This is a genomic window from Methylocystis sp. Uni0008 (assembly GCF_056838045.1).
On sequence record NZ_JBXEJH010000002.1, the window covers coordinates 385,339 to 403,921 of the forward strand.

At 59.4% G+C, this 18,583-nt stretch carries 12 protein-coding genes and 3 pseudogenes; 14 read left to right on the forward strand and 1 reads right to left on the reverse strand.

Annotated features, from left to right (window positions below):
- Window positions 1-273: 273 nt before the first annotated feature.
- Window positions 274-1,106: pseudogene (locus AC0X69_RS21720) on the reverse strand (IS110 family RNA-guided transposase).
- Window positions 1,107-1,213: 107 nt separating this feature from the next.
- Between AC0X69_RS21720 and AC0X69_RS21725 the strand changes: the two are divergent.
- From AC0X69_RS21725 to wecB, 14 genes and pseudogenes are all read left to right on the forward strand, one after another.
- Window positions 1,214-2,653, forward strand: a complete 1,440-nt coding sequence (locus AC0X69_RS21725; protein ID WP_482613611.1) for a hypothetical protein — start codon at window positions 1,214-1,216, stop codon at window positions 2,651-2,653.
- Between the two features lie 2 nt (window positions 2,654-2,655).
- The gene (locus AC0X69_RS21730) at window positions 2,656-3,537 is read left to right on the forward strand and encodes an AAC(3) family N-acetyltransferase (protein ID WP_482613613.1); all 882 of its coding nucleotides are present in this window, start codon (window positions 2,656-2,658) and stop codon (window positions 3,535-3,537) included.
- A complete protein-coding gene (locus AC0X69_RS21735) occupies window positions 3,530-4,504 on the forward strand; it encodes a glycosyltransferase (RefSeq protein WP_482613614.1) in 975 nt (324 codons plus the stop codon). Before AC0X69_RS21730 ends, AC0X69_RS21735 begins: the two co-directional genes overlap by 8 nt.
- A gap of 1 nt (window position 4,505) precedes the next feature.
- Entirely contained in the window at window positions 4,506-5,777 is a 1,272-nt protein-coding gene (locus AC0X69_RS21740) for an AMP-binding protein (protein ID WP_482613616.1), read from the forward strand.
- Window positions 5,778-5,841: 64 nt separating this feature from the next.
- The gene (locus tag AC0X69_RS21745; RefSeq protein ID WP_482613617.1) at window positions 5,842-6,867 is read left to right on the forward strand and encodes a polysaccharide deacetylase family protein; all 1,026 of its coding nucleotides are present in this window, start codon (window positions 5,842-5,844) and stop codon (window positions 6,865-6,867) included.
- A gap of 27 nt (window positions 6,868-6,894) precedes the next feature.
- On the forward strand, window positions 6,895-7,725 hold the full coding sequence (locus AC0X69_RS21750) for a class I SAM-dependent methyltransferase (protein WP_482613618.1): 831 nt from the start codon (window positions 6,895-6,897) through the stop codon (window positions 7,723-7,725).
- Window positions 7,726-7,737: 12 nt separating this feature from the next.
- Window positions 7,738-8,943, forward strand: a complete 1,206-nt coding sequence (locus tag AC0X69_RS21755; RefSeq protein WP_482613619.1) for a lipopolysaccharide biosynthesis protein — start codon at window positions 7,738-7,740, stop codon at window positions 8,941-8,943.
- 37 nt (window positions 8,944-8,980) lie between these two features.
- On the forward strand, window positions 8,981-10,945 hold the full coding sequence (gene asnB / locus AC0X69_RS21760; protein WP_482613620.1) for an asparagine synthase (glutamine-hydrolyzing): 1,965 nt from the start codon (window positions 8,981-8,983) through the stop codon (window positions 10,943-10,945).
- Complete coding sequence (locus AC0X69_RS21765; RefSeq protein WP_482613621.1) at window positions 10,942-12,093, forward strand: glycosyltransferase family 4 protein; 1,152 nt, start codon at window positions 10,942-10,944, stop codon at window positions 12,091-12,093. The genes asnB and AC0X69_RS21765 overlap by 4 nt, the downstream gene beginning before the upstream one ends.
- A 65-nt stretch (window positions 12,094-12,158) precedes the next feature.
- Window positions 12,159-13,145 (forward strand): UDP-glucose 4-epimerase GalE, encoded by a 987-nt coding sequence (gene galE, locus AC0X69_RS21770; protein ID WP_482613623.1) that lies wholly within the window; start codon window positions 12,159-12,161, stop codon window positions 13,143-13,145.
- Window positions 13,146-13,961: 816 nt separating this feature from the next.
- Window positions 13,962-15,304: pseudogene (locus AC0X69_RS21775) on the forward strand (IS3 family transposase).
- Window positions 15,305-15,383: 79 nt separating this feature from the next.
- A pseudogene (locus AC0X69_RS21780) lies at window positions 15,384-15,851 on the forward strand (transposase); the annotation flags it as partial.
- Between the two features lie 125 nt (window positions 15,852-15,976).
- Window positions 15,977-17,326 carry a nucleotide sugar dehydrogenase gene (locus AC0X69_RS21785; RefSeq protein ID WP_482613624.1) on the forward strand — a complete coding sequence of 450 codons (1,350 nt, stop codon included), beginning with the start codon at window positions 15,977-15,979 and terminating at the stop codon, window positions 17,324-17,326.
- Between the two features lie 80 nt (window positions 17,327-17,406).
- Window positions 17,407-18,546, forward strand: a complete 1,140-nt coding sequence (wecB, locus tag AC0X69_RS21790; RefSeq protein ID WP_482613625.1) for a non-hydrolyzing UDP-N-acetylglucosamine 2-epimerase — start codon at window positions 17,407-17,409, stop codon at window positions 18,544-18,546.
- Window positions 18,547-18,583: the final 37 nt, after the last annotated feature.

Below are 18,583 nucleotides of genomic sequence, written 5' to 3' on the forward strand. Positions count from 1 at the left end.
TATGTGGAACGGCCCTGGAGGCAAGGATCTTTTTCGAACAACTCAGTCTGCTGGAACGGTGCGGTCATATGTCCGGCCTGTCTGCGCGGTCATAGACTGCTGGCCTCGATGAAGTCCGCGATGCAGAGGGCTTGATCAAACCCACGCGCTATGAGCGCATTGCCGGAATGGCCTCATCTGCATTGGGATTTCGTCCCCAGGCATCATCGTCGTCCTAATGCACCTTGCTCCTCTGCTCGGCTCGCGCCGGTCAGCTCATTTGTTCGCGCCGGTTCAGGCCGCCACCTCGTTGACTTCGGGTTTTTTGTAGACTCCACCTTTGGTCAGCAACGCCCATATGATCCGCGCCATTTTGTTGGCGAGCGCCACAGCGACGATCTTAAAAGGGCGGCGTGCTGACAGTGCCGTCAGCCATCGCGGTCCCTCGGTGCGGCTTTTCATGTGTCGCAGGACAGACGACGCACCGAGAACGAGCAAAGAGCGTAACATCGCGTTGCCCATTTTCGATATCCCGACCACGCGTTCTTTGCCGCCGCTCGAATGCGGTTTGGGCGTCGAACCAAGCCAGGCCGCGAAGTGACGGCCGGATTTGAACCCGGCGGGGTTCGGAACGAAAGCTCTCACCGATGCGGCTGTGATCGCGCCGACACCGGGGATCGTCGTCAGCCGCCGCAGATCGTGGTCCTGCTTCGCCTCGACGACGACCTCGCGTTCGAGCTTGCCGATCTGACGCGCCAAGGCCTCGATCTGGTTCGCGAGTTCCGCCAATGCGAAGCGGGCCGACTTCGGCAGGCGCGCGTCCGCCTCGTCTCGCACGATCTCGATCAAGGCCGCGACCTTTCCCATACCGACACCGACGAACACGCCGGGTTCGGACAGGTACTCGCGCAGCGCATTGATCGCCTGCGTCCGCTGGCCGATCAAAAGGGCGCGCGTCTTCCGCACGCTTCCATGGCCACACGACACGGAGGCGTCCTTTCGAAAAAGCGCAGCACGTCCGTCCGCCGCAGCTTCCGGCTGAAAATCACGGACCCATCAGAGTCCGCGCCATGAACCTGAAATATCTGCTTGGCCAAATCCAGCCCGATGATGCTAGCCTGCTTCACGGAACGGCTCCCTTATGCTCGTGGCGTTTTCCAACAGCCACGTCTTTAGCACTTCGATGCTGCACGAGAGGGGCCGTTCCACACCATCAAACCCGGGGCGGTTCAACGTGGCCACAACGACTAATCGTGTCGATAATGGACGCAAACCTGCGGAGCCAATCTGGAGGGAACTTCGCACATTTGTGCTCGCCGCTTTTTTTGGCGGATCAGTCCTGCATTCTTACGTGTATTCGGCAGCTTCCCCGCCCCTCTTCATGCTTGTACTGGCGACGCCGCTTTGGCTTGCATTGCAAATGATGGGACCGCGTGCCATGAGCGCTCGCAGGACCTATTCTCTGTTGGTGGCGTTCTATTGGCTTGTGGCGGGGCTCGTGATCCTCATGCAAGGCCCGACCAACATCGCCTACAACACGCTGTTGGATGATGAAAAATTCTATACTTTTGTTGCAACCGGGAGAGGCGCAACAACTTTGGAGGAGATCAAGGTACTAACCGAAGCACCGCTTGTCATAGTTGCGTGGAATTTTCTCTATGACGTGGCTGACGGGTTTGGCCTTGAGCGATTTCCGTATATTGGAATCTCGCTTAACATCGTCGCCATGGCCGCCGCCGGGGCCCTCACCGTCGGCCTGGTAGAGCGCTCGCGTGGTCACGACCCGAGGATGGCCTTATGGGTCTGTGCGCCGTTTTGTGTGTGCGGGCTCTTCCTTTTGTCAGCGACCATTCATATTCGCGACGCATATCCAACGCTCGTGATCACGGCATTAGCGTACTTGTGGGTCTCATACCTCAAAGGACGATCCGCTTTACGGCTTCTGCTCATAATTGCGGCAAGCCCAGCGATTGGTTATGTTCTTTATTTCCTAAGGACAGAGTTCGTGTTTGTTCCGCTTCTACTCGCTGCCGCCGCGTTGGGGGGGCTGGTCGTAGCCGGAGACATTCGCGGCTCGGAGCGTTTGTGGGTCAACAGCTTTGGACTGATTGGACTCGTCGGTCTCGCCGCGGTGGTTCAAGTTGTCGGTACCGAGGCGCTGGGGCAGTTGGAGCGGGGCCACGAAACATACAAATCGTTTGCAGAGGAAAGCTCCGGCGCCGAGAGTCTCGGTATGATGCTAATAGTTAAGCAACCGCTACTTGTTCGTGTATTTGTCGGGCCGCTCTACGTCATGCTCATGCCGATACCTGTCTGGGTCGGTTTCGTCTCGGGCAGTGCCTATTTATTCTTCAAGTCACTCGCTGCAATATCATTTTGGGTGATGCTTCTTCCCGCGTTCCTGGCAGCGGTAGCCACCGTCCTGTTCGACAGAGATGCGCGGGGCGCACCGCCCGTGTTTTTCCTCGCTTGCTTCACTGCTTTCTTGTGCTTGATCGGTGCAACCTCAGCTGAATCCAGGCACTTATCCTCTTTTGTTCCGATGCTTATCGCGGCTGCCGCGTCGATGTCAGCCCGACCGTCGTTCCTCAAGAGGCTACGAGCGTTTTTTTCGATGACATTTGTCACTATGATAATCGCGCACCTTGTTTGGATGGCGCTCAAGTGGCTGTGAACATGACTTCACGACTAATCCTGCGGCGCTTGTTAGCCCACGCGATTGACGAGCGAACGCGCAAGACGCTAAAGAGCCTCGAGTTCAAGACGTGCAAGACACTCTCACGGCTGGGGCCTCCTCTCGGCAAGGCCGAACTGGCGGCGCTCCTCCAGCGCGATCTGGGCCTCAAGCCGGGCGACGTGGTCATGGTGCACGCCAGCGCCTCGCTCCTCAACACGACGCTCTCGGCGCGAGAGATCGTCGGCGTTCTGCAGGATGTCGTCACGGCAACCGGCACGATCGTCGCGCCGACATTCCCGGCGATGTCGTCAATTGCCTACATGCGGCAGGAAGGCATATTCGACGCCCGCAGCACGCGGTCGGGCATGGGAGCCGTCTCGGAGGCCGTACGCCTCAGCCCGGACGCCTTCCGCTCGACCCACCCGACAAAATCGGTTGCCGCAATCGGTCCCGCAGCGTCCGAGATCTGCGCTGGTCATGAGCAGTGCATCTATCCATTCGGCAAGGGCAGCCCTTTCGAAAAGATGCTGGACCTCGACGTTAAAGTCATTGGCGTCGGCGCCCCCATGTCATATCTCTCCTTCGTACATGTCGCCGAGGACCTCTATCCGGAGATTGTCACGGAGCCGGTGTGGGAACCGGAGACTTTCGAAAAGGTCTCGATCGACATGTCGGGCCGCTCCCACTTGGTGCGCACCAAGGTGCACAACATGACGCTGATGCAAAAGGCCAACCCGGAGAAATTCTGCCGTCGCTACCTGCCGCCCGAGCGTCGCGTAATCAATCGGCGGCATTTTGCTGATTTCTTCGCCGTCGGCGGGCGTGACCTGACGGACAACATCGTAACGGGATGGAAACGCGGCGTGTCGATCTATGCGTGACGAGACAGATCGCCGTGTCGCCGGCCGACCCCTGTGCGTGACCGTGGTGGGGCCGCTGCCGCCTCCACCGGGCGGAGTCGCCACAAGCATCGCCAATCTCCGCGACGCGCTAGCCGGCCGCGACGACATCGAAGCTCGAGTTATCGGGTGGCGGAGCCTTTGGACGCAGCTCTGGAGCCCGCCGGATGTGCTCCATTTTAACTTCTCGCAGCCTGTGAAACGTCTGCTCGGCACCGCGTTCGGACGCCTCTTGGGAAGCCGCGTCATCCATATGGTGCATGGCAACGGGTTTGACTTCGACGCGTTTGGAAACGCATGGGCAGCTCGGTTTGCGAATGGCTTTATCCTTCTCAACCGCGACATTCGTGACCGTTTCGCCCAGCGGGGCGTTAGGCCGCTTGCATTGCTCACCCCCATTTTCTCGATAGAGAACAGAGAAGAGCAGAAGCCGCTCGACGCCCGCTTGTCTCGGATTATCGAAGAAAGGGGTGGCAAGGTTGCGCTCGTTTACGCTCACAACAAGACTTTCATCGAAGGGCGGGAGGTGTACGGCTTCAGCTTTATTGCGCGAGTTCTGCCGGAGCTGAAGCGGCGCGGATATTGGGTCTTGTTTCTTGATCCGGCCGGGGCTTACACGAAGGAAGAAATCGACCCTCAAAACACGAGCTCCGCGGAACACTACCGCTCCTCCGTGGATTTCAAGGCGCTGCTGCGGAAAGCGCACGTCTATTTGCGTCCTACATCGACCGACGGCAGCTCGATTGCGGTGCTCGAGGCGCTGAGCGAAGGCGTTCCAGTTCTCGCCAGCGATACGGTGCCACGCCCCCAAGGGGTAACTGTCTATCGGGCGGGCGACGTCGGCCACTTCCTGGCGCAACTTGATGCGCTCGGCCAGCACACACCGCGCGGCGCTATGCCGTCACTGTCTTCTGTGGACGATTACGTTGCTTTTCTAAAGAGTTTGTAACGTGAAGATCTTGGACATTCTTTACGCGCGCGCGCCGTATTTCGCTCAATGCTTGGCTGCAAACTACGCTGCGCTCTGGAAGGAGCGGCGGCGTTGGAACAGCAGAGTGCGCGAGCTGCTGAAGCTTTACCAGGAGCTGGACTACCAGGATTACGACGGGCGCTACGACAGGCTTTTGAGGCCCGACTTGGCTCCTTGCACCGCCTCGAAAGCGGTCGTGAAGCAGAATATGGGCCGCCTCGTCGACCGCGGTGCGACGGTAGAAACATGGTTTACGAGCGGCACGTCGGGCAGTGGCCTGAACTATCCGGTTTCGCTGGAGTTCATCAGCCAGCTGTGGGCCTTCTACTGGAAGTTCCGCGGCGTGCATGGCGTGACCCACGACGATTGGTTCGTCTACTTCATCGGCAAGCCACTGGTCGGTCGCGAGCGCAAGGCGCCTCCTTATTGGATTTACTCGTACCCCACGCGGCAGCTGCTCATGAGCCAATACCATCTGGGGCCTCAGACGTGTCGCAGCTACCTGGAGGAGATTGCGCGCAGCTCAATTACGTGCATGCATGGTTATCCGTCGATGCTCGGCCATTTTGCCTCACTGATTGAGCAGGCTGGCCTCGTAGCGATTTCGCAGAACTGTGGGATTCGGTTCATTTCTTGCAGTTCAGAGAAACTGGTTCCAAGACAGAGAGAACTAATCGAGCGCGTGTTCGGATGCCGCGTGGTGCAAATTTACGGCATGACCGAGGGCGTCGTAAATGCTTACGAGTGCGACCGTGGCCGAATTCATATCGACGATTACTTCGCGAAAGTTGAATTCGAGCCTACAGATGATCAAGGGGTATTCCGAATGCGTGGCAGCAGTTACCATAACTCGGCCCTGCCGCTGTACCGTTACGCCATCGGCGATCTCGTCAGGTTGTCGAACGAGAGCTCTTGCCCGTGCGGGCGTAAAGGACAGCTCCTCGACGAAATCCTGGGCCGAGAGGATGACTACGTGAGTTATCCGGACGGCCGGCGCATTGGCCGTTTGGATCACATCTTCAAAAAGCTCGTCAACGTGCTGGAGGCGCAGATCGTGCAGGCCGCCGACTACACGCTCGAGTTTCGGATTGTCAAGGGTCTGCATTTCTCCGCGGAGGACGAGGCCGAGTTGCGCGAGGAGATCCGCGCCAAGCTCGGTGACGAGCTTGCGTTCGAAATCACCTATCTGTCGGCCATTCCGCGCACCGCCAGCGGGAAGCTGAAGGCCGTGGTGTCGGAAGCGCGTGCGTGAGCCGCGCGGCTGTGAGGATCGGAGAGACGAGAATGTCACAACATCCGGCCGCAGGATGCATTGCATGGGCGATATAAAGCTGGTCTTCTCTCTAGATTACGAGATATTCGGCGACGGCTCGGGGCTGACCACGCGCGAGCAGTGCATTCCCACGCGTCATCTCGCCGACATTCTCGAACTTCACGGCTTTCGTCTCACGATCTTCGCGGAGGTCGGCCAGCAGATCTATTTCCGAGAGCACGGCATCGCCACGCAATACGAGCCAGTCGAGCAGCAGCTCAAGGAGCTGTTTGGCCGGGGGCACGACGTCCAGCTCCATATTCACCCCATGTGGTTCTTCGCTGGTCCGTTGGTCGACGGGCGCGTTGCGCTCGACGGGTCTCTCTATGACCTGAGCCTGCTCGAGCCTGAGCGGATCGACAACGTCGTCGCCCGCTCGTGCCAATACTTGCGAGATCTTCTGTCGCCGATCGATCCGGCCTACCGACCGATCGCCTATCGCGCCGGTGCTTGGTCGATGCGGCGGCATCGGTCGCTATTCGACATTCTCGCGCGGCACGGAATCCTGATAGACAGCACCATCGCTCCGGGCGCGCGTTTCAACGCGAGCTACGGAGACTTCGACTATACCAGCTACCAACTGTCGCCGTATTGGAAGGAGGGGCCGCTGATTGAGGTGCCGATCCTCACGCACTGCGGCCCCTTGAGCGCTAGGTTCTATTGGAACCCGCAGGGCGTGATGACGCGGCGCGTCATTTCACAATTCTATAAGGCGCCGCTGGCGAGACGCGGGCAATCGAAGCTCGAGCGATTGCGGGAAATTCTCGCGCGCGACTATGTCATCGCGGATTTCAATTTACTGTCCGCCCGGCAGCTGGCGCGGATGATCCTACGGTATGAGAAGGAACAGAGCGGCTCTGTGGACGCGCTTCCCGTGGTGCTCATCGGCCACTCGAAGTCGAGCTATTTCGCGGACTCGCTCTTTGATTTGTTTCATTTGCTACGCCAGTCCGGCGCGGCCGTCGGGTCGTCGACCCTGTCACAACTAGCGCCAGCGTTGACAACGGTCGTACGCGCTGGTCTTCAGTAACTGCTTAAATGGTTAAGACCCTTGCTCATGACGCCTCAACCTCTTGACGATCGCAATCGTTTCGCCTTTGGCGAAAACTGGGCGCGTTTCCTGACCCGCCTCACCGACGAGCGCGTCGCGGAGGCGGAGGCGTCGCTCAAAGAAATGCTCGGCGTGGAAACGCTCGTAGGCCGCAGTTTTCTTGACGTCGGCTGCGGCAGCGGGTTATTCAGTCTCGCGGCTCGCCGTCTCGGAGCGCGCGCCTATTCGTTTGACTTCGATCCGAACTCTGTGGCCTGTACCGCCGAACTGAAGCGACGTTACTTTGCGGAAGACCCAGACTGGCAGATCCAGCAAGGCAGCGCCCTGGATAAGGAATTCCTGGACGGGCTCGGCCAGTTCGACATAGTCTATTCCTGGGGCGTGCTCCACCACACGGGTGCCATGTGGCTAGGCATCGAACTCGCTTTGCAACGCGTGGCGCCAAATGGTACACTGTTCATCGCCATCTACAATGACCAGGACCTCAAATCGCGGATTTGGTGGCTTGTTAAGTATACATATAACGCTTTGCCCAAGCCGCTCGCCTTGGCCTACGCCTATGTGCTGGGATTTCTTGGCCATGCGCTCAATCTTATCAAATACACGTTAATGTTGAAGCCAATGGTGGCGATCCGCCAGCTGCTGGACTACCAGAAGAACCGCGGCATGAGCCTCTCTCACGATCTGGTAGACTGGATGGGCGGGTTTCCGTTCGAATTCGCAAGGCACGACGTGTTGGCGGCCTTTCTTAAGGCGCGCGGGTTCCAAGTGGTGAAAAGCAAGGTCGCCACGAGCCTCGGCTGCCACGAGCTGGTGGCTAGGCGAACGCCACACTGACGTTTGCTGGAGATGTTTCCGAGCGCCAAGAGCTTCGTTCAAGTTCTTGGGTCAGGCGTCGCCGTCAATGTCAGCACCTTCATCATCTTGGCGGTCGCCCCACTATTGCTGTCGACGGATGACTTCGCGAAGCTCAGTCTTACCGTCGCAGGGACCTTCTTTGGCAGCACGTTGTTGGATTTCGGCCTCAGCGTCAGCGCCGTGCGTCAGTTTGCACACAGCGGCGATGCGGCTTACTTAAGTCTTCTCGTGCGGACACGACTGCTGTTGGTAGTTCTGCTCGTTCCAATCGGCATCCCGTTGATCGCCATCGAGTGTGAGCGTGCTTGGGGTGTGGCTGTCATTTGCGCAGCGCTACTCAATCTTTGGAATGGACTCAGAACGGTCGATCAGGGGCGAGAGGCGCACACCTCTTTTGCTCGCGCGAATTTTGTGTTCTCGCTGGTGCGTCTAATCAGCGGCGGTCTGGCGTTGATCACGGGCTCCTGGGCAATCATCGCGTTTGCAATCTTTGCCGTTCCCGTCGTGGGCGTGACGCTGAGCCGGGTTCGCTCACTCATGGAAGATGCTCGTTATGATCATCGGCGTGTGCTGTGGCCAGCGTTTCAGTACTCCGCATTCGTTTATTTATCCGCGCTCACATACAATGCTTGCGTCTATTTACCGCAGGCGGTCGCCGCCGCGCGTCTTGACGCGGTTGCAGTGGGTTCCCTCGGCCTCGCCTCAACAGTTGTTGCCCCCTTGCTGTTGGTGAATGGAGCCTTGCGCGTCCTCATGCTTCCCCGAATCTCGTCCGCGAGTTTTGACATTCCTTCGCAGACGATGAGCCCTGGCTTCCTTCTCCGCGTTTTCGGACTCCTCTTTAGTCTGGTAGTTGCAATTCTAACGGCCTCCACTGTTATCGAACGCATCTACGGGTCTCGTTACCCTGACATCGGCACCGTCTGTGCGCTGCTCGTCGGAGCTTACGCACTTGCGATCCCCGTCGGACTCATGAATATGCGAGTGCACAAGTTCGGCCGCCCGTCCCTGGAGGCGATTGTCAACGTGGCAAGGCTATTCATAGCGGCACCGTTTCTTTGGTTGGCCGGTACGAATGTCTCATTGCTAGCTCTAGCCTGGGGGGCCACGATTCTTATCGGGGAGATCGCCCTCTTCGGTGCAATTTGCGCTGTTGCACCGCCCAGCACAAAGGGCTCTGACAAGCGCGCGTTCTAGACAGTATCCGTCGCAAGATTGTTAGGGGGACTGATCCATGTGTGGCATTGCCGGAGTGCGCCGCCTTGGCGTCGAGCGTGATCTCCAGTCCGACATCGCTCGCATATGCGCAACACTGACGCATCGCGGTCCCGACGGCGGAGACGTCTGGATCGACAAGGAGGCCGGATTGGCGCTCGGCCATCGCCGCCTCGCGATCATCGATCTCAGCGAGCAGGGCCGTCAACCCATGACGTCGGCCTGCGGGCGACTGGTCATCACCTACAATGGCGAGCTATACAATACGGCGGAGATTCGTGCGGAGCTCGAAGCAAAAAGCGTCTCCTTCCGTGGCTCCTCCGACACCGAGGTTTTGGTCAACGCTGTGGCCGTGTGGGGCGTCGAGGCCGCCACGCGCCGCATTAACGGCATATTCGCCTTTGCGATCTGGGATCGAGAATCCCGCACACTGCACCTCGTTCGCGACCGCGTCGGCGTCAAGCCGCTGTTTTATAGCTTGAGCCCTGGCGGCGTCGCTTTCGCCTCAGAGCTTCGAGCGCTCGCCGCTCTGCCCGACTTCGACCGATCGCTCGATATCCAAGCCATCGGCTCGTTTATGCAATATAATTGTATTCGTGCGCCAATGACGATCTACGCCGCTGCACGCTCGCTCGAGCCAGGCGTCATCCTCTCCATCGCGTCCTCGGGAGAGATGAGGAGCGCCCGCTACTGGAGCCTTGCCGATGTTGTGCGAAGCAAGCGGATCGAGCGCGCTCACGCTCGGGACGACGCGCAAGCCATCGACGAGCTCGAAGCGTTGCTGCGCGATGCGGTGTCGCGGCAACTCGTCTCGGACGTGCCGCTAGGTGCCTTTCTATCCGGCGGGATAGACTCCTCCACCGTCGCCGCCCTAATGCAGAGCCTGTCGAAAATGCCCGTGCGCACGTTCTCGATCGGCTTCAACAGTCCTGAGATCAACGAGGCGGAGGCTGCCAAAGCGGTGGCGCGGCACCTCGGCACGGAACATCGCGAGCTTTATGTCACCGAGCGTGAGTTGCTCGAGTGCATTGCCGAACTTCCCGCAATTTATGATCAGCCGCTCGCGGACCCCTCCGGCGTTCCGATGTTCTTGCTGAGCAAGATGGCGCGCGAGAACGTGACCGTCGCCCTCTCGGGCGACGGCGGCGACGAGCTCTTTTACGGCTACTCGCGCTTCTACAAGGCGGCGGAGGCCAGGAGGCGGATGGCGTGGATGCCGGCGGCGCTGCGCCGCGCGCTCCGTTGCGGTGCGAACGCTGTCGGCGCGAAGCGGTTTCGAGAGGAGGGCTTCCGCTACGGCGGCGGAATTGCGCGCCAACTCTGGCACGCCACACGCCTCATCGAATATGCTGGTCACGATCTCAACGACTGCTACCTGCCGTTTGTCGTCCATTGGCCCGATCCGAACGTCGTGATTTCGGGCTCGGCGTGCGATCTCGCTCATTGGCAAGCAAGTAAGGCAGTCACCAGTGATTTTGACGAACTGATGATGTTCCATGACGCCCAGACATTCATGATCGACTACGTCCTGGCCAAGGTCGACCGCGCGACCATGGCTGCGTCCTTGGAGGCGCGTGTGCCGCTGCTCGATCATCGCGTCGTCGAGCACGCCTGGGGACTTCCGATGCACCTCAAGTGGCGCGACGGAGTGGGCAAGTGGTGCTTGCGCCAAGTGCTTTACCGCCACGTGCCGAAAGCCCTCGTTGACCGTCCCAAAACCGGATTCAATGCGCCTATAGGGAAGTGGTTGCGCGGCCCGCTTAGAGAGTGGGGCGCGCATCTGCTGTCGGAGTCCGTGATCCGCAAATGGGGCGTGCTCCAGGCCGCGCCGGTCTGCAAACTTTGGGAGGCGCACCTCGAGAATCAGGTCGACGGCAGCAGTCACCTTTGGTCGCTGGTGATGTTGCAGGCTTGGCTCGAAACTGTCTACGTTGGGGCACCAGCCCACGGTGCCGCGGCACCCGAAACGCGGGCCGCCGCATGAAACGCATCGCCTTCGTCATTCCGAACCTGTCCGGCGGCGGCGCGGCGCGCGTCGCCAGCACTCTTTGCTCGAAATGGGCGGATCTCAGCTTCGAGGTCCACCTGTTGACTTTTGAGGAGGAAGATCGCGCTTCGCCTTATATGTTGCGGGACGCCGTCGTGCGCCATCGGCTTGGCCTCTTTCGCTCGGCGCCCGGCGTCGCCGGTTTCATCAGCACGAATATTCGCCGGCTTGCCCGGCTGCACGCGGCGCTAAAGCGCATCCGGCCTAACGTCGTGGTGGCGTTCCTGGTGGACGCCAATATCCCGGCCGTGGTCGCGGCTCGAAGTCTTGGCATTCCGGTGGTTATTAGCGAGCGCAATCATCCGGCGCATTATCGGACATCGCTCATCAAAAAAGCGCTTCGGTCTATCGTCTACCCGAGCGCTTCACGCCTATGCGTGCAGACCAGGAGCATCGCCGAATGGTTTCGCCAACATCTCGACATAGAGGCGGGCATCATCCCCAATCCGGTCGAAATTCCGAGTGCGCCGCTATCCAGCGCGCAACGCGGCGTCTCGGCGCGTCGGCGGATAATATCTCTGGGGCGGCTCGAGCCGCAAAAGGGCTACGACCGGCTCATCGACGCCTTCGCGATGATTGCCGGCGAAGCGCCGGAGTGGGACCTTCTGATCTTCGGCGAGGGAGAGTTGCGGCCGAGCCTCGAGCAGCGGATTCGTGCGCAGGGTCTTTCTGAGCGCATAAAGCTTCCAGGCGTCACGCGTGCGCCGCAAGCGGAGCTCCTGGTCTCTGACCTTTACGTGCACCCAGCTCGATACGAGGGGTTCCCCAACGCGGTAGCGGAGGCATTGGCCACGGGCCTTTGCGTTGTGGCCACTGATTGTCCTGGCGCGATAGGCGAGCTGTTGCAAGGCGGAGAGGCGGGGGTTCTCGTACCGAACAGCGCAGGCCCGGCCGAACTCGCAGATGGCTTGCGGCTCGTTCTGCGCAATGAGGAGCTTCGCGCCGCGTACGGCGCCGCGGGAAGAAAGGGTGTTCAAGAATTCTCGGTCGACGCGGTCGCGAGAGCATGGCTTGATGAATTTGAAAGCGTTGGTCTTGGAATGGTCGCCGTCGACGCCTGTTATGCCAAAGGTCATGACGGGTGACCAATGTGTGACACTCACGAGACCACGACCTTGACGAAATCGTCGAATGACAGAAAGGCGACTAAGTGACGATTTTGGTGACAGGCGGCGCAGGCTACATCGGCAGCCACATGGTTCTCGAGCTGAGAGACGCGGGGGAGCACGCCGTCGTGCTCGACGACCTTTCGACGGGCTTTCGCTGGGCGGTGCCGGAGGGCGTCCCTCTCGTCGTGGGCGACTTCGGCGACGAAGGCCTCGTCACCCAAACTATCGCCCGACATGACGTTGACGAGATCATTCACTTCGCCGCAAAGACGGTCGTCCCCGAATCGGTCGCCGATCCCTTGCTTTATTACCTCAACAACACCGCCAAAGCGCGCACGCTGCTTGCGGCTGCCGTCTCCTGCGGCGTCAAGCGCTTCATCTTTTCCTCCACTGCCGCCGTCTACGGCGAGCCGACGCAAAATCCGGTGACCGAGGACGACCGGCTCAAGCCCATGTCGCCCTACGGCCGCTCCAAGCTGATGGTGGAATGGATGCTGGAGGACGCAGCGCGCGCCTATGACCTGTCCTATGTCGCGCTGCGTTATTTTAACGTCGCCGGCGCGGATCCCAAGGGGCGATCCGGCCAGTCGACGCCGAACGCCACCCATCTCATCAAGGTCGCCGTGCAGGCGGCGCTGGGCTATCGCCCTAAGATGCAAGTGTTCGGCACGGATTATCCGACGCCGGACGGCTCCTGCCTGCGCGATTATATTCAAGTCTCCGACCTCGCCCGCGCCCATAGGGATGCACTGCGCCATCTGCGCGGCGGCGGCGCCAGCCTCGTATGCAACTGCGGCTATCAGCGCGGGTATTCGGTGCTGGAGGTGATCGACACGGTGAAGAAGGCGTCCGGCGTCGATTTTGCAGTCGATTATGCGCCGCGCCGGCCCGGCGATCCGGCGGCAGTCATCGCCGCAAACGCGCGGATCCGATCCGCCTTTGGTTGGACTCCCCGGCATGAAGACCTCAAAGAGATCGTGCGCCAAGCGCTGGAATGGGAGCGGCGTCTTCACAATCGTTTAAGCTGACGGGTAGGAGCCGAATCAATTCTCCGGGAGAGTCGCGCAAACTCCTAACTTGTCCCGAAAATTTTGGATTCTCTGTGCCCTGGATTTGAGCACATGGACAATGCCACTCATCCCCAGCGGTTTGTCTACCCGGGCTTTGCCGCGGGTACTCATGGGAGGGTTAGACGTACCCGTCCGCCGCGGCCGCCGCGGGCCGCCTTTTGAAAATGAGCGGAACTGCCAAGCTACGGAGCCAATCGATCTGGTACATGAGGTTGCTGCTCCCCGGCGGTGGGGGTGACCCTCGCTGGGGATTCGTTGGACGGCGAATGGGAGAGCAGCGATGACGGTGTTTGCAGGATTGGACGTGGGCGGCAAGCGAACGGCAGTGCGCATTTTGGACGACGGTGGCAAGATCGTTTGGCGCGCGGAATGGCCGACACCCACCCCGATATGATCGAAGCAGTCTTACGACGATCAAGGACAAGCTCACGAGAGTCGGGTTGGAAGTGGGCCGTCCACGCCGCATTTATTCCGTTCGTTGGCGGCCATGGGCTATCCAATGATTTGCATGGACGCGCCGCGCGCGGCGGATGCGATCAAGAGCCGTCGGATCAAAAGAGACAAGAGTGACGCTTGTGCGCTGGCCGAGATGCTGCGGACTGGCTGGTTCACATCCGTCCACGTGAAGTCCGTAGACACTCATCGCCTGAAAGCTCCGCTTGGTGGGACCAATTGGTCAAGGTCAAGCGTGTCCGGCGTCAGGGCCTTTGAGACAAACTGGGCGGATTGCTGAAAGGAGGATTTCTGGCTCATCGTAACCGTCAGGGAGTGAAGATGAGCCAGAAATCCGATAGCCCGAAACCTTCGTCTGAACGGCTTGTGAGAGATATTCGCCGCGTGACTCGCCGGCATTATTCGGCCGAGGAGAAAATCCGCATCGCTCTCGATGGCCTGCGCGGCGAGCACAGCATCGTCGAGTTGTGCCGACGCGCAGGCATCGCCGAGAGCCTGTATTATTCCTGGTCGAAAGAGTTCCTCGAAGCCGACAAACGGCGTCTTGCCGGCGACACGGCGCGGGCGGCGACGACCGGCGAGGGCAAGGATCTGCGACGGCAGGCCAAGGAGCTGAAAGAGGTCGTCGCCGAGCAGGCGCTCGAATTGCGACTGCTTAAAAAAGCATGATCGCGGATGGGGGAGACGAGGAATGAGATATCCCGCCTCCGAGAAGCTGGAGATCATCCGCCCTGTTGAGCAGTCGCATCGCCGGCAAGGAAGACGCTGGAGAAGATCGGCGTCGCACGTCCGACATTTTACCGCTGGTGCGATCTCTATCGGTCCGGCGGATTGGAAGCTTTGGCCGACAAGCCGTCCCGACCGTCGCGCATCTGGAACCGCATCCCCGATGAGACTCGCGACGAGATCGTTCAACTGGCGCTCGATGAGCCGGAACTGTCGCCGCGGGAACTCGCCGCGCGCTTCGTCGATACGAAAAAGTATTTAGGTGTCAGAAGCTTCAGTCTATCGCCTACTCAAAGCGCATGATCTGATCACGAGCCCGGCCTTCATCGTCGTCAAAGCGGCGGATGAGTTTAAGGACAAGACCACCGCGCCCAACCAGCTCTGGCAAACGGACTTCACCTATCTGAAGGTGATCGGCTGGGGCTGGTTCTATCTCAGCACCATTCTCGACGACTTCTCACGCTACATCGTCGCCTGGAAGCTGTGCACGACGATGAAGGCTGAGGACGTGACCGAGACGCTGAATATGGCGCTCCAAGCATCCGGCCTGGATCAGGCCCATGTCGTTCATCGGCCGCGTCTGCTCTCGGACAACGGCTCGTCCTATATCTCGGGCAATCTGGCGACATGGCTCAACGATCATTAAATCGAGCACATTCGCGGCGCGCCGTTGCATCCACCGACCCAAGGCAAGATCGAGCGCTGGCATCAAACGCTCAAGAACCGCATCCTGCTCGAAAACTATTATCTGCCGGGCAACCTGAAGGCGAAGATCGGCGCCTTCGTCGATCACTACAATCATCGCCGCTATCACGAGAGCCTGAACACTCTCGCGCCCGCCGACGTCTACTGCGGACGCGGCGCTGCGCGAAAGAGAAAGGATCAAACGCATGACAATCGAGAATCGACGCTTGCAACATCAAATGACCGCCGCTTAAACTCAATCGTCAGGTGAGTCGCATCCTCCACTAAATTGCAGCCTAGCCTGTCTCAAATCATTCGACGACGGACAAGGAGCGCCCGCTTTTCTTCGACGAGCGTCGCACGGAATTTTCGGCCAAGAGCGATGATCCGGCGCGCGTGAAAGCGCTTGTTGATTTCGAGACGTTCCGACCACCTCTGGAGGCGGTCGTCCCGCACGGCGACAGGTCAAACGGCGGCGACCGCCGTTTGACCATGTGTTCATGTTGAAGGTGCTGATCCTGCAAGCGATGCATTCGCTGTCAAACGAGCGCTGCGGATATCTGATCATGAACCGACTGTCGTTCATGCGTTTTCTCGGGACTTGGCCTGTCTGACGCGGTTCCCGACGCCAATACGATTTGGACATTTCGCGAGGCGCGGAGGAAGGCGGACACCGTCGACGCCTTGTTCCGGCAATTTGATACGGCGCTTCGCGACGCCGGCTTCCTGGCGATAAGAGGCCAGATCATCGACGCGGCGATAGTCGCGTCGCCCAAACAGCGCAACATGGTCGCGGAGAAGCAGGCCGATCCGGTTCTGCGTTGCAAGGACATATGATCGTGTATATCAAACTTTCTCCAATCGAGGGACGATCTTTGACATCTCGCGCCATGCCGGCGTGACTAGGAGAGTATCGAGAGGGCCACATGATGCACAAAGACGTCGAACAGCTCGGGTCAGTTTTGGCGCGGAAGCTGAAAGCTATTGACGCTACAATTGGGATAATCGGACTCGGTTATGTGGGGCTGCCGCTCTGCCTCGCGGCTACTAAGTCCGGATTCACCGTGACGGGCTTTGATATTGATCCGCAAAAGACTAAATCGCTCATGAGAGGTCACAGTTATTTGCGCCATATTCCTGCCGAGCAAATCCAGGCCATGTCTGACTCCAAAAAATTCGTTGCGACATCGGATTTTTCGCGTTTGTCTGAGCCGGACGCTCTGCTGATTTGTGTTCCTACTCCGCTTGACCTCCATTTTTGCCCAGATCTATCTTTCGTCGAGAAAACCGCTGAATCTATTGCTCGCTATCTGCGCCGTGGTCAACTTGTAGTGCTTGAATCGACAACGTATCCTGGCACAACCGTTGAGGTCGTGCGGCCCCTCCTTGAGAAGAGTGGTCTTGCGTGCGACGAGGATTTTTTCCTCGCTTTTTCGCCAGAGCGAGAAGATCCAGGCAATGAGAATTACACGACCTCATCAACACCAAAGATAGTCGGTGCCGATTCTTCTCAGGCGCTGGTGGCCGCCATGGCGCTCTATGAGAATTTTGTCAGCCACGTCGTGCCAGTCAGTTCGACACGCGCTGCCGAGGCCGTCAAGCTTACCGAAAACATCTTTCGCTCAGTGAACATCGCACTTGTCAATGAATTGAAGGTCATATTCGATGCGATGGGGATCGACGTTTGGGAGGTAATTGATGGTGCCAAGACGAAACCTTTCGGGTTCATGCCATTTTATCCAGGACCCGGTCTCGGTGGCCACTGCATTCCAATTGACCCGTTCTATTTGACATGGAAAGCGCGAGAGTTTGGCGTGGTAACTCGTTTTATCGAGCTTGCGGGTGAAATCAACTCGGGTATGCCGAAACGCGTAGTCGACAAGCTCAATTTCGCACTCGATCAGCAACAGGGCAAAGGCCTCAACGGCTCAAAGATTCTAGTTTTGGGTGTCGCCTACAAGAAGAACATCGACGACATGCGCGAAAGCCCGGCGCTGCGCCTCATCGACCTTCTCGAGGCGCGTGGGGCCGAAGTCGCGTTTCATGATCCGTTTGTTCCGATCATTCCCCACAGCCGCGAACACGCGAGACTGACCGGACGCAAAAGCGAGGCGTGGTCGCCTGATCTCGCGCGCCGGTTTGACGCGACGCTGATCGTAACTGATCACGATGGCGTCGATTACGCTGCGCTCGTCGAGAACGCGCCGCTCGTCGTCGATTCGCGCAACGCCTGCCGCAAAGCCGGCGTCAACTCGCCGAAGGTCGTTTTGGCCTGAACTATAAATCAGGGCAAGGCGCCACACCGCTTTCGGTTTGGTGGCCTTGCGAACGGCGGTTCGAGGACAGGATGGAGCGAATGATGGGTCGAGTGTGGAGCGTTCATTGTGTCGTGGGGGCGCGTCCCAATTTTGTGAAGATCGCGCCAATCATGCGGGCGCTGGCGGGGATTGGCGGCGTCACCGCCAAGCTGATCCATACCGGACAGCATTACGACGTCGCGATGAACGCCGCGTTTTTCGAAGAACTGGCAATACCCGAGCCGGAGGCGAACCTTGAAGTGGGCTCCGGCACCAACACGGAACAAACAGCGCGCATCATGCTTCGTCTTGAGGCGGAGCTGATCGCAGACCGTCCCGACATTTTGCTTGTGGTCGGCGACGTGAATTCAACCATGGCGACAGCGCTCGTGGCCGCCAAGCTGCTCATCCCAGTCGTTCACGTCGAAGCGGGACTGCGCAGCAACGATCTCACCATGCCGGAGGAAATCAATCGTTTGGTCACCGATCGGCTTTCGGCGCTGTTGCTGACCAGCGAACGCGCCGGGGTGGATAATTTGCTGCAAGAGGGAGTCGCGCCAGAGCGCATCCGCTTCGTCGGCAATGTGATGATCGATACGTTGCTCGCCTGTCTTGAACGCTCTCAGGCGGTGGAGACGACTCTGCACGAAACCAACGCCACCTTCACATTTCGGGATGCGGCGAAGGAAGGGCTGGGGTTCGTGACCCTTCATCGCCCCTCCAACGTTGACGATCCGAAGCAGCTCGCAGGACTTATCGAGGCGCTAGTCGACGTTTCCCGCAACGTTTCTCTCCTCTTCGCTATGCATCCCCGCACCCGGGCGGCCGTTGACGCCGCGGGGTTGGAGCCTTTGCTGGCACAGGGGCGCATTCACGTGACGCCGCCGTTGAGCTATCTTCGATCCCTTGGAGTCATGCGGCAGGCGGCGGTCGTCTTGACGGACAGCGGCGGCGTGCAGGAGGAAACGACGGCGCTCGGCGTGCCCTGCCTCACGATTCGCGACAACACCGAGCGGCCGATCACCGTCGACGAAGGCACCAACACGCTGATTGGAAGCTCGCCCCACGCGGTGCGAAGAGCTGCGGAGGAAGTGTTGAAAACGGGGGGCAAGCGGGGACGCGTGCCGGAGCTCTGGGACGGCAAGGCGGCTCAGCGTGTTGCAGCGGAGACGATCGCGTTTCTCAAAGCGACGCGCTGAGCCGTGGCTTGATGTCGACGCCGCGCAGAGTGTTAAG

Coding starts and splice junctions, on each gene's coding strand:
- AC0X69_RS21730 (WP_482613613.1), top strand. CDS start 2,656: ATGACTTCACGACTAATCCTGCGGCGCTTGTTAGCCCACGCGATTGAC.
- AC0X69_RS21735 (WP_482613614.1), top strand. CDS start 3,530: ATGCGTGACGAGACAGATCGCCGTGTCGCCGGCCGACCCCTGTGCGTG.
- AC0X69_RS21745 (WP_482613617.1), top strand. CDS start 5,842: ATGGGCGATATAAAGCTGGTCTTCTCTCTAGATTACGAGATATTCGGC.
- AC0X69_RS21750 (WP_482613618.1), top strand. CDS start 6,895: ATGACGCCTCAACCTCTTGACGATCGCAATCGTTTCGCCTTTGGCGAA.
- AC0X69_RS21755 (WP_482613619.1), top strand. CDS start 7,738: ATGTTTCCGAGCGCCAAGAGCTTCGTTCAAGTTCTTGGGTCAGGCGTC.
- asnB (WP_482613620.1), top strand. CDS start 8,981: ATGTGTGGCATTGCCGGAGTGCGCCGCCTTGGCGTCGAGCGTGATCTC.
- AC0X69_RS21765 (WP_482613621.1), top strand. CDS start 10,942: ATGAAACGCATCGCCTTCGTCATTCCGAACCTGTCCGGCGGCGGCGCG.
- AC0X69_RS21785 (WP_482613624.1), top strand. CDS start 15,977: ATGATGCACAAAGACGTCGAACAGCTCGGGTCAGTTTTGGCGCGGAAG.
- wecB (WP_482613625.1), top strand. CDS start 17,407: ATGATGGGTCGAGTGTGGAGCGTTCATTGTGTCGTGGGGGCGCGTCCC.